Source organism: Saccharothrix sp. AJ9571 (genome assembly GCF_021725495.1).
Taxonomy (GTDB): Bacteria; Actinomycetota; Actinomycetes; order Mycobacteriales; family Pseudonocardiaceae; genus Amycolatopsis; species Amycolatopsis magusensis.
On the sequence record NZ_CP091382.1, the window covers coordinates 4,853,773 to 4,867,864 of the forward strand.

Annotated in this window: 13 protein-coding genes; 8 read left to right on the forward strand and 5 right to left on the reverse strand. The window is 71.5% G+C overall.

Annotated features, from left to right (window positions below; translation table 11 throughout):
- Positions 1-20: 20 nt before the first annotated feature.
- Positions 21-818: an SDR family oxidoreductase gene (locus L3Q67_RS22385; protein WP_499191316.1), complete on the forward strand. Its 798-nt coding sequence runs from the start codon at positions 21-23 to the stop codon at positions 816-818.
- On the opposite strand, the gene L3Q67_RS22390 is transcribed toward L3Q67_RS22385, so the two are convergent.
- On the reverse strand, positions 790-1,332 hold the full coding sequence (locus tag L3Q67_RS22390) for a CGNR zinc finger domain-containing protein (RefSeq protein WP_499191317.1): 543 nt from the start codon (positions 1,330-1,332) through the stop codon (positions 790-792). The two genes, L3Q67_RS22385 and L3Q67_RS22390, sit on opposite strands and share 29 nt — an antisense overlap.
- A gap of 93 nt (positions 1,333-1,425) precedes the next feature.
- On the opposite strand from L3Q67_RS22390, the gene L3Q67_RS22395 reads away from it, so the two are divergent.
- Both L3Q67_RS22395 and L3Q67_RS22400 read left to right on the forward strand, forming a co-directional pair.
- Positions 1,426-2,061: a pyridoxine/pyridoxamine 5'-phosphate oxidase gene (locus L3Q67_RS22395; protein WP_499191318.1), complete on the forward strand. Its 636-nt coding sequence runs from the start codon at positions 1,426-1,428 to the stop codon at positions 2,059-2,061.
- Complete coding sequence (locus tag L3Q67_RS22400; protein WP_499191319.1) at positions 2,052-2,729, forward strand: DinB family protein; 678 nt, start codon at positions 2,052-2,054, stop codon at positions 2,727-2,729. Before L3Q67_RS22395 ends, L3Q67_RS22400 begins: the two co-directional genes overlap by 10 nt.
- On the opposite strand, the gene L3Q67_RS22405 is transcribed toward L3Q67_RS22400, so the two are convergent.
- Both L3Q67_RS22405 and L3Q67_RS22410 read right to left on the reverse strand, forming a co-directional pair.
- Positions 2,700-3,407: an SWIM zinc finger family protein gene (locus L3Q67_RS22405; RefSeq protein WP_499191320.1), complete on the reverse strand. Its 708-nt coding sequence runs from the start codon at positions 3,405-3,407 to the stop codon at positions 2,700-2,702. The two genes, L3Q67_RS22400 and L3Q67_RS22405, sit on opposite strands and share 30 nt — an antisense overlap.
- Positions 3,404-6,385, reverse strand: coding sequence for a DEAD/DEAH box helicase (locus tag L3Q67_RS22410; RefSeq protein ID WP_499191321.1), 2,982 nt, complete (start codon positions 6,383-6,385; stop codon positions 3,404-3,406). Before L3Q67_RS22410 ends, L3Q67_RS22405 begins: the two co-directional genes overlap by 4 nt.
- 49 nt (positions 6,386-6,434) lie before the next feature.
- On the opposite strand from L3Q67_RS22410, the gene L3Q67_RS22415 reads away from it, so the two are divergent.
- Complete coding sequence (locus L3Q67_RS22415) at positions 6,435-7,916, forward strand: amidohydrolase family protein (RefSeq protein ID WP_499191322.1); 1,482 nt, start codon at positions 6,435-6,437, stop codon at positions 7,914-7,916.
- 33 nt (positions 7,917-7,949) lie between these two features.
- Here L3Q67_RS22415 and L3Q67_RS22420 read toward each other — a convergent pair whose 3' ends face one another.
- A complete protein-coding gene (locus tag L3Q67_RS22420; protein WP_499191323.1) occupies positions 7,950-8,534 on the reverse strand; it encodes a TetR/AcrR family transcriptional regulator in 585 nt (194 codons plus the stop codon).
- Between the two features lie 92 nt (positions 8,535-8,626).
- Here L3Q67_RS22420 and L3Q67_RS22425 point away from each other — a divergent pair, with 92 nt between their 5' ends.
- Together L3Q67_RS22425 and L3Q67_RS22430 are read left to right on the forward strand one after the other, a co-directional pair.
- On the forward strand, positions 8,627-9,268 hold the full coding sequence (locus tag L3Q67_RS22425; RefSeq protein WP_499191324.1) for an FMN-dependent NADH-azoreductase: 642 nt from the start codon (positions 8,627-8,629) through the stop codon (positions 9,266-9,268).
- A 135-nt stretch (positions 9,269-9,403) separates the two neighbouring features.
- Positions 9,404-9,637 (forward strand): DMT family transporter, encoded by a 234-nt coding sequence (locus L3Q67_RS22430; RefSeq protein WP_499191325.1) that lies wholly within the window; start codon positions 9,404-9,406, stop codon positions 9,635-9,637.
- On the opposite strand, the gene L3Q67_RS22435 is transcribed toward L3Q67_RS22430, so the two are convergent.
- A complete protein-coding gene (locus tag L3Q67_RS22435) occupies positions 9,621-11,648 on the reverse strand; it encodes a prolyl oligopeptidase family serine peptidase (RefSeq protein ID WP_499191326.1) in 2,028 nt (675 codons plus the stop codon). The two genes, L3Q67_RS22430 and L3Q67_RS22435, sit on opposite strands and share 17 nt — an antisense overlap.
- A 54-nt stretch (positions 11,649-11,702) precedes the next feature.
- Between L3Q67_RS22435 and L3Q67_RS22440 the strand changes: the two genes are divergently transcribed.
- Positions 11,703-12,617, forward strand: a complete 915-nt coding sequence (locus L3Q67_RS22440; RefSeq protein WP_499191327.1) for a neutral zinc metallopeptidase — start codon at positions 11,703-11,705, stop codon at positions 12,615-12,617.
- Between the two features lie 8 nt (positions 12,618-12,625).
- Positions 12,626-14,026: an aminotransferase-like domain-containing protein gene (pdxR, locus tag L3Q67_RS22445; RefSeq protein ID WP_499191328.1), complete on the forward strand. Its 1,401-nt coding sequence runs from the start codon at positions 12,626-12,628 to the stop codon at positions 14,024-14,026.
- Positions 14,027-14,092: the final 66 nt, after the last annotated feature.

Sequence of the window (14,092 nt, forward strand, 5' to 3'; positions counted from 1 at the left end):
GCCGACGAGGAGGGATGGCGATGAAGCCGATCGTGGTGACCGGGGGTACCGGTTCGCTGGGCAGGCGCGTGGTGCGGGAGTTGCTCGACGCCGGGCGCGAGGTGGTGGTGCTGAGCAGGCGGGCGCGGCCGGTGGCCGGGGGCAGCCGGTTCGTCTCGGTGGACCTGCGCACCGGCGACGGGCTCGACCAGGCGCTGGCCGGGGTGGACACCGTGGTGCACTGCGCGTCCACGCTGACCGGCGGGGACGAGCAGGCCGCGCGCACGCTGATCGACGCGGCGAAGCGCGCGGGCGTGGCGCACCTGGTCTACGTCTCGATCGTCGGCATCGACCGCATCCCGTTGCCCTACTACCGGACGAAACTGGCTGTCGAGCGGCAGCTGGAGGCGTCCGGGCTCGGGTACACCATCCTGCGCGCGACGCAGTTCCACGAACTGGTCCAGAGCATCTTCTCGCTCCTCGGGCGTTCGCCGATCGTGCCCGTGCCGACGATGCGGTTCCAGCCGGTCGACACGCGGGACGTGGCGGGCAGGCTCGCCGAACTCGCGCTCGGCGAGCCCGCCGGGCGCGTACCGGACTTCGGCGGCCCCGAGGTCCGGGACGCGAAGAGCCTCGCCCGGGCCTACCTCGCCGCCACCGGACGGCGGCGGCTGCTCGTGCCGGTGTGGGTGCCCGGCCGGATCATGGCCGGGTTCCGGCGCGGGGAGAACCTGGTCGGCGACCGGTTCGACGGCGAGCGGACCTTCGAGCAGTTCCTCGCCGAGTACGCCACCCGGCGGCCGAGCCGATTCACTGATGCCGGTGGTAGTGGCGGCTGACCCGGGCGCGGTTGCCGCAGGACGGCTTGCACCACGCCTGCCGCGGGTGGTCCTGCACGAAGTAACGCACGCAGCGCGGTGCCGGGCAGGCCCGCAGGCGCTCGCGGTCGGGTCCGCTCAGGAACTCGATGCCCGCTTTCGCTAGTTCCGCGGTGAGCAGGACGGCCGGGTCGGCTTCGGTCGGCTGGTAGCGCATCCGGCCGTCGGGCCAGTCCAGCACCGGCACGCGGGGGACCGCGGCGGCTGCCTCGTTGAGCTGCCGCGCGGCGGTGGCCGGGTCCAGTAGCCGGTTGGCGTCGGCCTTGCTCGGCGGGCCGGGGCGCACGGCGTCGGCGAACAGCGACCGGAGCGCCTTGCGCACGGCGACCACCGACTCACGCACCCGCTCGTCGACGGGCACCTCGGGCAGGTCCTGCTCGCGAAGCCAGTCCGCCAGGCCGTCGACGGTCTCCAGCACGTCGAGCACGCCGTTCGGCCCGTAGCGCACGGTGGTGGCGAGTTCGAGGGCGAGCACCTGCCCAGCCTAATGCATCAGGTGCTTGCTCTCATTAGGTTGGTCGGCTAGCTTGCCTAATGGATCGGCTGGATCAATCCATTAGGAGACCGGATGCGTGAACTCCTGCGCGCCCTGCCGTCGCTGGCCGGGCCGTTGCCCGCGTTCGACCCGGACACGGCCCCGGAGGGCCCGCTCGAGTTGTTCGCGGACTGGCTCGAAGCGGCGATCGAGGCGGGCGTGCGCGAGCCGCACGCGATGACCCTGTCCACTGTGGACGAATCGGGACGGCCGTCGGCGCGGGTGCTCATCCTCAAGGACCTCACGGAAAAAGGCTTCCAGTTCGCGTTCGGTTCGGCCGGGCGCAAGGGGAAGGAACTGGCGCACACGCCGTGGGCGGCGCTGACCTTCTACTGGTCACCGCTGGGCAGGCAGGTGCGGGTGCGCGGCCGGGTGGAACCCGCCGACGGCGGCCGCGATTTCCTCGCCCGGAGCGAGGACGCTCGCGCGGTCGCGTTGACCGGTAGGCAGAGCACACCGCTGGCGGACCGCGCCGAGTTGGCCGCGGCCGTCGAAAGTGCCCGTGAACGCGTCCGGCGGGAACCGGATCTGGTCGCGCCGGACTGGGTGATCGGCACGGTGGTCCCCGGCGAAATCGAGTTCTGGCAAGGAAACGACGAGCGGCGGCATGTCCGGGTGCAGTACCGCCGGGCGGCCGAAGCGTGGACGAAGGAGCAGTTGTGGCCCTGACCTCGGAAGAACTGCGGGCGAACATCGCGGCCGGGCACGAACGGCTGGCGAAACGCCTCGTCGAGCTGACCGACGACGAGGCACGCGGACCGTCGGCGTTGCCCGGGTGGTCGCGCGGCCATGTGCTGACCCACCTGGAAAACCTCGGGCGCGCGTTCCGCAGGCAGGCCGAGTACGCCTTGGCGGGCAAGACGATCGAGGTCTACGACGGTGGCAGGCCCGGTCGTGACGCCGGGATCGAAGCAGGCGCGGGACGCTCGGCCGCCGAGTTGCGCGAAGGCGTGCTCGACTCGATCCACGGGCTCGAAGAAATCTGGGCGCAGGTGCCCGAAGACGGCTGGCAGCGTCCGGTCCGGTATCGCGAAGGCCCGTTGCTGGGCACGGTGTTCTGCTGGTGGCGCGAGGTGGAAATCCACTTCGCCGACGCGGACCTCGGTTACCGGACGGACGACTGGAGCCCGGAGTTCTGCGCGCACGTGCTCGAATTCCTCGCCCCGCGGGCACCCGAGGGCGTCCGCCTGGTGCTCCGGCCGGTGGACGATCCGCGGGAATGGGCGTGGGGGAGCGGGCCGGAGGCCGAGGCACGCGGCAAGCTCACCGACCTGACCGCGTGGATGGCGGGCCGCCGGGAGGACGGGTCACTGCCCGCCCTCGGCCCGTGGCCGTGAGGTCATCGCGCGGTACGCCGGTCGCAGCAGGTCGGTGACCGATCCCATCGGGTCCAGCTGGTCCAGCACCGGAGCCGTCGCTCCACCGGTGACCGCGACCTCGGTTCGCTCGCCCCAGAAGGAATCCAGCTGGTCGGCGAGCGTGGGCGGGCCGGTTTCCCGGTCCGCGGCGTGGATCCGCAGCGCGCGAAGCCGGTCCAGCAGGTCCTCACGCGTGCGCCCGCGCCAGGCGAGGTAGGTGAACGGATCGGCGTCGAAGGAGTCGGCGAGCACCTGGCAGGCGGCGGCCAGGTGCCGGCACGGCACCTCCCAGCCGGGGCAGGAGCAGTCCATGGTGATCTCGCGCAGGGTCCGCGGGAACAGGCTCAGCCCCAGCTTCGTGAACACGCCTTCGAGATCGGCGGGCAGCTCACCGGCGAGCAGCTTCGCCGCGAAGACCGCCTGAGCCGCGAGTTCCTGCTCGATCCGGGCCCAGTCCGCCGACTCGAAGGCCTTGACCGCGATCCGCGTGCGGTGGGAATCGGGCCCGGAGTCGCGGACCAGCGCGGTCACCAGACTGGTCGACACCGACAGGCTCAGCACGTTCCCGGCGCGGGCGGAGCGCTGCCCGCTGGTGCGGTAGCCGCCGAGGCCGAGCCCGTCGAGCGCCTCGAGGAAGCGCCGGGACCACCAGGTCACGACGCCTCCAGGGTGAGCAGTTCACGCAGGCGCTCGGTGGACAGTTCGGTGAGCCAGTGCTCCCCGGCACCGACCACCAGCTTGGCCAGCGACGCCTTCTCCGCCAGTATCCGGTCGACCTTCTCCTCCAGCGTGCCGGCGCAGGCGAACTTGCGGACCTGCACGTCGCGCCGCTGCCCGATGCGGAAGGCGCGGTCGGTGGCCTGGTCCTCGACGGCCGGGTTCCACCAGCGGTCGATGTGCACCACGTGGTTGGCCGCGGTCAGGTTCAGCCCGGTGCCGCCCGCCTTGAGCGAGAGCAGGAACAGCGACGGGCCGCCGGGCGACTGGAAGCGTTCGACCAGCCGGTCGCGTTCGGGCTGGCTGGTGCCGCCGTGCAGGAACAGCACCTCGGTGTCGAACCGCTCGGACAGGTACGGCACCAGCATCGCGCCGAACTGCGCGAACTGGGTGAAGCAGAGCGCCTTGTCGCCTTCGGCCAGCACCTCTTCGAGGATCTCCTCCAGCCGGGTCAGCTTGCCGGAGCGCCCGGCGAGTTCCGAGCCGTCGCCGAAGAACTGCGCCGGGTGGTTGCACACCTGCTTCAGCTTGGACATCGTCGCGAGTACGAGACCCTTGCGCTTGATGTCGCGCGCCTGGTCGATCTGGTCGAGCATGTCGTCGACCACCGCGCGGTAGAGCGTCACCTGCTCGGCGGTGAGCGTGCAGAGTTGCTTGAACTCCAGTCGTTCCGGCAGGTCGTCGATCACCGCCGGGTCGGTCTTCAGGCGCCGCAGCACGAACGGGCCGGTGGCGTGGCGAAGCCGGGCGGCGGCTTCGTGGTCGCCGTGGCGTTCGATGGGCACCGAGAACCGGGCGCGGAAGGTGTTGGCCGTGTCCAGGAAACCGGGGTTGAGGAAGTCCATGATGGACCAGAGTTCGGCGAGCCGGTTCTCCACCGGCGTGCCGGTCAGCGCCACCCGGTGACGGGCCTTGAACCCGCGCACCGCCTTCGCCTGCTGGGAAGCGCTGTTCTTGACGTTCTGCGCCTCGTCGAGCACCACGCGGTCCCACTCGATCTCGCCCAGCGCTTCGGCGTCCCTGGCGGCGAGCGCGTACGTGGTGATCACCAGGTCGTGCTCGGCGGCGGTGGTGGTCACCGACAGCCGGTCGGCGCCGTGGTGGAGGTGCACGCGCAGGTCCGGGGTGAACCGCGCGGCCTCCCGCTGCCAGTTGCCGACCACCGTCATCGGGCAGATCAGCAGCGTCGGCGGCCGGGGGAAATCCTTGCGGCAGAACGCTTCCAGTGCGAGCAGTTGCACGGTCTTGCCGAGGCCCATGTCGTCGGCGAGGCAGGTGCCCAGCCCCAGTTCGTCCAGGAACGCCAGCCAGGCGAGGCCGCGACGCTGGTACGGCCGGAGCGTGCCGTGGAAGCCCGGCGGGGCGTCGATCCGTTCGACGTGGCGATCGGCCTTGCCCGCCAGCAGGTCGCCGAACCGCCCGTCGCCGCTCACCTCGGACACGGGCAGCGGGGCCTTGCTCGCGCCCAGGTGCCGGATCGCCTGGCTCACGGTCATCTCGCCGCGGCGGTGGGCGTCGAGGAAGGCCAGCCCGGCGGCGAGCCCGCGCTGGTCGATGCGGGTCCACTGGCCGCGCAACCGGATCAGCGGCACCTTCGCGGCGGCCAGCGAGGCGAGCTCGGCCTCGGACAGCCGCTGCCCGCCGATCGAAAGCTCCCACCGGTAGTCGACGAGCTGCTTGAGGTCGAGCGGCCGGTCCCTCGTGACCACGCCGGTGGCCGACTTGCTGTGCGTGTCGAGCCGGAGGGTCACGTCACCGGGACGGCGCCAGGCCTTGGGCAACAGCACGCCGTAGCCCGCTTCGTCGAGTGCCGGGGCCTGGGTGAGGAAGTCGTAGGCACCTTCGGCGTCGAGGTCGAGCCCGGCCGGGTGGGCTTCGGCGAGGGCGCCGTCCAGGCGCTTGAAGATCCTGCTCGCCCGGCCGAGTTCGGTCAGCAGCAGTTCCTGCGGGCGGTGGACCCACCGGCTGAGCACATCGTGCTGCCCGGACCGCCAGACCTGGGCCGCCGGGATCAACACGGACGGGTCCTCGACCGCCTGGAGCAGGAAGTCCAGCCGCCAGTCCTCCCGCTCGTTCTGCTCCGGGGACAGCAGCCGGAAGCCGAGCCGGACGGCGGCGTCGTCGGCGGCGCTCGCGTGCCAGGCGTCGATCCGGTCGCGCAGCTCACGGGCTTCGCGGCGGTCGGCCTCGAACCCGGGTTCGCCGGTGAGCGCCTTCAGCCAGGACTCGACCGCACCCGAACCGGTGGTCAGCTCCAGCCCGTCGAGCCGGGCGCGGACCTCGTGGTCGACCAGGGCGTCGAGCAGGGATCGGAGCACCTCGGTGGCGGCCCGGCCGTCCACGTCCTCGGGGCGAGCGGGCTGGGCACGGCAGACGGGCGGCATCGCGGCGGCCAGCTTCGCGAACCGGGCGGAGTCCATTCCGGACAGTGCGGGCCGCCACCGGGCCCGCAGCCCGCCGACGCCGGCACCCAACCCGGGCAGCACGCGCCCGCGGTCGACGAGGTCCGCGGCGAAGGCGGTCACCTGGCGCAGGTAGTGCGGGGAGGTACCGAGGCGGACCTGGGCTTCGGTGAGCCCGCCGAGGACGTCGGCGGCCGCGCCTGGGGAGAGCACGACGGCCGGGACGAGCCACGGCTCCAGGTGCACGTCGGTGGCGGGCTCCGGCTCGGCCAGCGGGTCGCGGACCAGCTCGGGTGAGGCGAGCGGCCCATCGCCGGTCGACGGCAGCAGCAGCGCCACGACCTCGGGACGGCCGTCGGGGACCAGCGCGGACAGGTCTTCGACGGCGAACGGGTGGGCCACGGCGGCGCCGGGCAGGGGACCGCCCACCGAAGCCGGGAGGGTCGAGTCCTCAGCCCACAACGCGACTTCTCCGGCCGTGGTGCCCAGGCCGTGCAGGACCAACACCCGTCCCACGCTAGCCGAGCTTGACCCTCACGCTGCGTCAAGGTGCACGGTGGCGGCCATGCCCACTCGACGTGACTTCTTCAAGGGCGGTGCGGTCGTGGCAGGCGGCCTGCTCGCCACCGCCGGGACCGCCTCGGCTTCGACCGCGCCGCTCGTGCTCACCGGCGCCACCCTGATCGACGGCACCGGCGGCAGGCCGCGGCGCGACAGCACGATCGTGCTGGCCGGTGACCGGATCGCGGCGGTCGGCTCGGTCGCCGCCGCCGGGGCCCGGGTGGTCGACCTGCGGGGCAAGTTCGTCATCCCGGGCCTCTGGGACATGCACGTGCACACCGTGCCGCTGGACGCGATCTACCCGCCGCTGTACGTGGTCAACGGCGTGACCGGCATCCGGGAGATGTACGGCTACTTCCATCCGCAGCTACCCGACCTGCGCGAACGCATCGAAAACGGCGTGGTGACCGGACCGCGCATGGTGATCGCGAGCAACATCATCGACGGCCCGCATTCGGTCCACGGCCCGACCGGCGCGGTGACCGCCGGCACGCCCGAGGAGGCGCGCGCGGCCGTGCGCACGATGAAGGAGCAGGGCGCGGACTTCATCAAGGTCTATTCGATGCTGACGCGGGAGACCTTCACCGCGGTGGCCGAGGAGTCGCGGCGCGTCGGCCTCCGGTTCGTGGGCCACGTGCCCGAGCGGATGTCGGTCTTGGACGCCGCCGACGCCGGGCAGCACAGCATGGAGCACCTCTACGGCTTCTTCACCGCGACCTCGACCCGGGAAACCGAGCTGCGCCAGCGGCTTGCCGCGACGCCGATCGACCCGGCGAACCTGCAAGCCTGGTACACGGTCGCTCGCGCGCTCGAACGGGAAGCCGCGACCACACACGACCCCCGGCGTGCGCGCCGCCTCTTCGACCGCCTGCGACGCAACGGCACGTACGCGTCACCGACCCTGAGCGTGCTGCGAGCGCTGTCCCTGCCCGCCAGCGGCTTCGACCGGGATGACCCGCGTCTGCGTTACCTGCCGAAGTCGATCACCGACTACTGGTGGCTGCAGATCGAGCACACGGGACCGGCCACGCCTGCCGAGATCGAGGAACACCGGCGGTTCTTCGAGGCCGAGCTGCGGATGACCGGCGACCTGCACCGCGCGGGCGTGCCGGTGCTCGCCGGAACGGACTCCAACAACGCCTTCTGCTTCCCGGGTTTCTCCCTACACGACGAGCTGGCGCTGCTGGTCCGGGCAGGACTGTCCCCGATGCACGCGCTGCAGTCGGCGACCAGGGACGCCGCGCGCTTCCTCGGCCGCGAACGCACCGCGGGCACGGTCGAACCCGGCAAGGTGGCCGATCTGGTGGTGCTCGACGAGGACCCGCTCGCCGACATCACGAACACCAGCCGGATCCACGCCGTGGTGCACCGCGGCCGGTACCTCGGGCCCGCCGAGCGCACGCGACTGCTGGCCGGTATCGAGAAAGCCGCCGCCGAGCAGCAGTTCCCGGAACCGCCGGTGTCCGGCTGTGGCTGCCGCGGGTAATACGCCCGGGCGATCTTGGACCGGCCCTCGGCTTCACGCGTGATCGCCGGCGTCGCCAGGGAGCCCGCAGAGCCGTAGCGCGAGTTCGCGCAGGTTCACCTTGAGCCGGTCCAGGCCCACCCCGCGTTCGCGCTGGTAGCGGAACAGTTCCGGGGCCAGCGGCGCGAGCACCGCGTCCACCATTCCGTCGGGGTCGGGCGACCCGGCCTCGGTCAGCAGCGCGTGCACGTGGACGCGCCAGAACCCGTAGGCGCCGGTGCCGAAGCGCTGGTGCCCGATCTCGCTGCCCAGCACCAGGTGCCCGTGATCGGCGAGCAGGTCGAGCATCGCGGCGTAGAAGGCAGCCAGGCGTTCGTCGGGTGGGGCGCCCGGCCCGAGCGGCGGAGCACCGCGGATCAGCTGCTCCTGGAGCTCGCGCTCGTGCTCGTCCAGCAGGGCGACCGCGATGGCCGCGCGGTCGGGGTACCGCCGGTAGAGCGTGCCCCGGCCGACTCCCGCCGCCTTCGCGATGTCGTCCATCGTGACGTTCTCGGCGCCCTTGTCGGCGAACAGCGTTTCCGCCGCCGACAGCACCTTGGCGCGGTTCCTCGCGGCGTCGGCCCGCTCCCGTGTGCTCACCCCTCGAACTGTAGTGGACAGCGTGTCCACTTGGCGCGTACGGTCGATTAAAGTGGACACGATGTCCACTTCGCTTCTTCCGGAGGCTTGTCATGGCCCACTTGCTCCACCTCGACTCCAGCGCCCGCCGCGACTCCTTCTCACGGCAGCTGACCGCGCGCTTCGCCGAGTCCTGGCGCGCCGCCCGCCCCGGCGCGAGCTACACCTACCGCGACCTCGCGGCCGAACCGGTGCCGCTGATCGGCGAGGCGTGGACCGAGATCTGCGACTACCTGCTGGCACACGGCATCACCGACCCGGCGCGGTACGCCGAGGCCGTGCGCACCGACGAGCAGCGCGCGGCCTGGGCGGTCATCTCGCCGTTGCTTGACGAACTGCTCGCCGCCGACCTCGTGCTGATCGGCGCGCCGATGTACAACTTCTCCGTACCCGCGGCGCTCAAGACCTGGATCGACCAGGTCACCTTCCCGCGCATGTCGCTGGCGGGGCGGGCGTTCGTGGTGGTCAACGCGCGCGGCGGCGCGTACGGGCCGGGCACCCCGCGCGAGGCGTTCGACCACCAGGAGCGGTACCTGCGCGACTTCTTCGCCGGTCACTACGACGTCACCGACGTCACGTTCGTCAACACCGAGCTGACCAACGCCGTGGTCGACCCGTCACTGTCCGAATTGGACGGCAAACGGCGTGACTCGCACGCCGCCGCGCTGGCCGCGGTCGACCGGCTGGCGTCGTGAGCTGGGTGCTGCTGGTGGCCGCGGGCCTGGTGGAGATCGTCTGGGCGCAAAGCATAAATCCCACCCGCCAGCCCACCACCACCCTCAACGGACGCGCTGCGCGCGCGGTCTAGTCCGCGGAACTTCACCAGGCCCTTGCCCACCCTGGTGTGCTTCGTGCTCGGTGTCGCCGCGGTCTACCTGCTTTCCCGTGCGATGAACGGGCTGCCGGTCGGCACCGCCCACGCGGTGTTCACCGGCATCGGCGCGGTCGGCGCGATCGCCCTCGGCGTCGCCGTGCACAAGGATCCGCTCAGCGCGGGCAGGCTGGCCGCGCTGAGCCTGATCGTCGGCGGCATCGTGCTGGCCAGGCTCACCGAGCCCGGGTGAGTTGCTGCCACAGGAATTCGAAGACCAGCGCCGTCTTGAAGGCCAGCTGCTCATTGTCGGCGGCTGCGCCGTGCCCGCCTTCGATGTTCTCGTGGTAGCGCACCGGATAGCCCAGCTCACGCATCCGCGCCACCATCTTCCTGGCGTGCGCCGGGTGCACCCGGTCGTCCCTGGTGGAGGTGACGAACAGGATCGGCGGATAGTCGCGTCCACCGTGGACGTTCTGGTACGGGGAGTATTCGCCGATGAACGCCCACTCGTCCGGCTCGTCGGGGTCGCCGTACTCGGCCATCCACGAGGCCCCGGCCAGCAGTTTGTGGTAGCGCCGCATGTCCAGCAGCGGCACCTGGCAGACGATCGCGCCGAACAGCTCGGGGTAGCGGGTGAGCATCACGCCCATCAGCAGGCCGCCGTTGCTGCCGCCCTGGATGCCCAGCCGGTCCGGGGTGGTGATGCCGCGGGCGACGAGGTCCTTCGCCACGGCGGCGAAGTCCTCGTAGACCAGGTGCCGCTTGGCCTTCACCGCCTGGGTGTGCCAGCCGGGGCCGTACTCGCCGCCACCGCGGATGTTGGCCACCACGTAGGTGCCGCCGCGCGAGAGCCACGCGCGGCCGGTCGACCCGCTGTAGGACGGGGTGAGCGAGACCTCGAAACCGCCGTAGCCGTACAGCATGGTCGGCCCGTCCTCGGCACCTTCCGGGCGGACCACGAAGTACGGGACGGCGGTGCCGTCGTCCGAAGTGGCGAAGTACTGCGTCACTTCGATCCCGGCGCTGTCGAAGAAGGACGGTGCCGAGCGGATGGGCTCGGCCTGCTCGCCGATCACCCCGCGCACCAGCGTGGACGGCTGGGTGTAGCCGCTGGTGTCGAGGAAGTACTCGTTGCTGTGGTCGGGATCGGTGTCGACGATGTCCGCGCTGCCGACCTCCGGCGCGCCCGGCAGCGGCTCGTCGGCCCAGCCGTCCGGACCCGGCGTGAGCACCCGCAACCGGGCCTTCACGTCGGAAAGCGTGCCGAGCAGCAGGTGGTCGCGCGTCCAGGTGTAGTACTCGAGCGAGGTGTGCGCGTCGGGCCGGAAGAGCACGGTCAGTTCGCGCGAGCCGGCGAGGTAGGCGTCGAAGTCGGCGGCGAGCAGGGCACCCGCCGGGTACTCGTGGCCACCGGTGGTCCACGGCGAGCGGGTGCGGATGAGCAGCCAGTCCCGGTGGACCGACGGCTGGGCGTCGTCGGGGACCTCGACCCGGGTGAGCGTGCCGTCGGCGGCACGGAGGTAGCGCTCCGAGCGGTAGAAGTCCATGCTGCGGCCGACGAAGTCGCGTTCGTAACCCTCGGTGGCGTCGTGGTAGGCGAACACCGCCACGTCCTCGGACTTGCCCTCGTAGGCGATCGGGGCTTCGCCGACCGGGGTTCCGCGCCGCCACTCGCGCATCACCCGCGGGTACCCGGAGGCGGTCAGCGAGCCGGGGCCGGTGTCGGTGCCCACGTACACGCGGTCGTGGTCGATCCAGCTGATGCGGGTCTTCGCCTCGGGCAGCTCGAAGCCACCTTCGACGAACTGGCGGGTTTCGAGATCGAATTCACGCACGACCGTGGCGTCGGCGCCGCCGCGCGAGAGCGAGATCAGGCCGCGCCGGTAGTCGGGACGCAGCATGTTCGCGCCGTGCCACACCCAGTTCTCACCTTCGGCCTCGGCGAGCGCGTCCACGTCGAGCAGCACGTCCCACTCGGGCTTCGGGGCGCGGTACTGCTCCAGCGTGGTGCGCCGCCACAGGCCGCGCGGGTGCCGCGCGTCACGCCAGAAGTTGTAGAGGTACTCGCCGCGCCGCCGGACGTACGGAATGCGGTCGTCGGCGTCGAACACCTCGCGCACGCGGTCGCGCAGTTCGCCGAACCGCTCGCCGCCGGTCAGCTCGGCCACCGTCTCGGCGTTGCGGGCACGCACCCAGTCGAGCGCCTGCTCGCCGGTGACGTCCTCCAGCCAGAGGTACGGGTCGTCGTCGATCTCGGTCATGCCCTCCAGTCTCGCTTACCGGTATCCTCCTCACAGCTGCCGAGGGTGGGGGAAATGAACATCGAGCCGACGTCGGGCTGGCCGCCACCTGCGCCGCCGCCACCGAAGAACTCACCCGTCCGGGTGCTGGGTGTGCTGGTGCTGGTGGTCGCGATCGTGGCCGCCGTCGCGCTGCCGGGGCTCGGCGTGATCAGCTTCGGCGAGACGGTCATCGCCGGCGAGGCCCGGCCCGCCGGATCGGGCGTCGCCTCGCAGCGGGAGCCGGGCAAACCGGCACCGGTGCTCGCGACCGCGGAGAACCCGCTGCTCGCCGAGGGGGTCGAGCTGCCGCAGACCAACTGCCAGCTGCCCTCGCTGCGCCGCTCGGAGGAGCAGCTCCAGGCCTACTACGAGGCAGCCATGCGCTGCCTGGACGCGGCGTGGAGGCCGACGCTGGAGAGCGTGGGAGAGCCGTTCTCCACCCCGGTCCTGCAGATCAAGGACGAGTCCGAGAGCTCGTGCGGCGGGCTGCCGCCGAAGGAGGAGGCCACCGCCTTCTACTGCCCGGCCGACAACGCCATCCACATGCCGCGCAAGCGTTTGCTGGAGACCGTCGGCACGGTGCAGGCGGCACACCTGGCGGTGCTCGCGCACGAATACGGCCACCACGTGCAGTCGCTCAGCGGCATCATGGAGGCCGCCTTCGAGGAGATGTCGGCCTACAACGAGGACAGCCCGGAGGAACTGGGGGTCACGCGGCGGATGGAGCTGCAGGCGAACTGCTTCGCCGGGCTGTTCCTGGCCAGCACCAACGGCCGCGGCTCGGTCAGCAAGGCGCTCGCGCAGCAGGGGGTCAAGGAGTTCGAGAACTCCATCGCCAGCGACAGCCACGGCACCGTGCCGAACCAGGTCAAGTGGGCCAAGGCAGGCTTCCAGAAGTCGACCTCGGCCTGCAACACGTTCAAGGCCGGCGAGGCCGAGGTCCGGTAGGCGGCCGCGTGGAGATCCACATCGACACCGAGGCGGGCCGCGGGCGTCGGGAGGAGATCTACCGGCAGATCCGCGAGGCCATCCTCGACGGACGGCTGCGGGCGGGCGAGGCACTGCCCCCGACGCGCGAGCTGGCGGAACGGCTCGCCGTCTCCCGGAACACGGTGAGCGCCGCGTACGACCGGCTCACCGGCGAGGGCTTCCTCGAAGGCCGGGTGGGCGCGGGGACCTTCGTGCGCACGAGTCGCGGTTCGGCTCGCGCGGCTCGTCCTGCCGAGTTCCCGATCGAGACGGTTCCGGTGTGGGAACGCGTTCGGCTGCCGTCGCTCACCGGGGTGCAGGCGGAGTTCGACTTCCAGGCCGGGATCCCGGACGTCGGCATGTTCCCGTTCGACACCTGGCGCCGGTTGCTCGGCGGAGAGATCCGCGCGTCGGCGGCCTCGCTGGGGTACGGCGACCCGGCCGGACACGCCGGGTTGCGTGAGGGAATCGCGCGGCACATCGCGGTCTCGCGGGATGTTCGGGCCGCGCCGGATGAAGTGGTGGTGACCAGTGGCGCGCAGCAGGCGCTCGACCTGATCGGCCGAGTCGTGCTCCGGCCGGGTGACCGGGTCGCCGTCGAAGATCCCGGCTACCCGCCGGCGCGGCTGGTGTTCGAGGCGCTCGGTGCCGAGGTGGTCCCGATCGGGGTGGACGCCGAAGGCATCCGGGTGGCGGACCTCCCGCGCGGCACGAAACTGGTGTACGTCACGCCGTCGCACCAGTTCCCGCTCGGACTGCCGATGTCGCTGGACCGCCGGCTGGATCTGGTGGCGTGGGCCGGGAAAACCGGCGCGGTGCTGGTGGAGGACGACTACGACACCGAGTTCCGGTACCACGGCAGGCCGCTGGAACCGTTGCACAGCCTCGATCCCACCGGCCGGGTGGTCTACGTCGGCTCGTTTTCCAAGGTGCTCTCGCCGGGGCTGCGGCTGGGTTTCCTGGTGGGCTCGGCCTCTTTGTGCCGCGTGGTGGCGAAAGCGCGGTTCGTGACCGACTGGCATTCCGCGGGTCCGGTGCAGGCGGCGCTCGCGCGGTTCATCGACGACGGCGGCCTGGTCGCGCACATCCGGCGCATGCGGCGGGAGTACCGGCGACGGCACGAGCTGGTGGTTTCGGTGCTGGAGCGGGATTTCGCCGAGGTGCTGACGCTGATCCCGTCGGCGGCGGGCCTGCACGTGAGCGCGTACAGCTCGGTTCCGGCCGAGCCGGTGGCCGCGCTCGCTCTGCGTGCCGGGGTGCTGGTGAACACGCTGGACGAATACGCGGTCCTGCCGGGACGACGGCCGGGGCTGGTGTTCGGCTACGGCGGCATCCCGTTCGCGAAGGTCGAAGCGGGCCTGGGGCGGTTGCGCGACATCCTGCGCTGATCCCGCGCTGGTTCTGGACTGGATCTGGACTGGATCTGGACTGGTTCTGCGCTGGTTTCGGCTGGT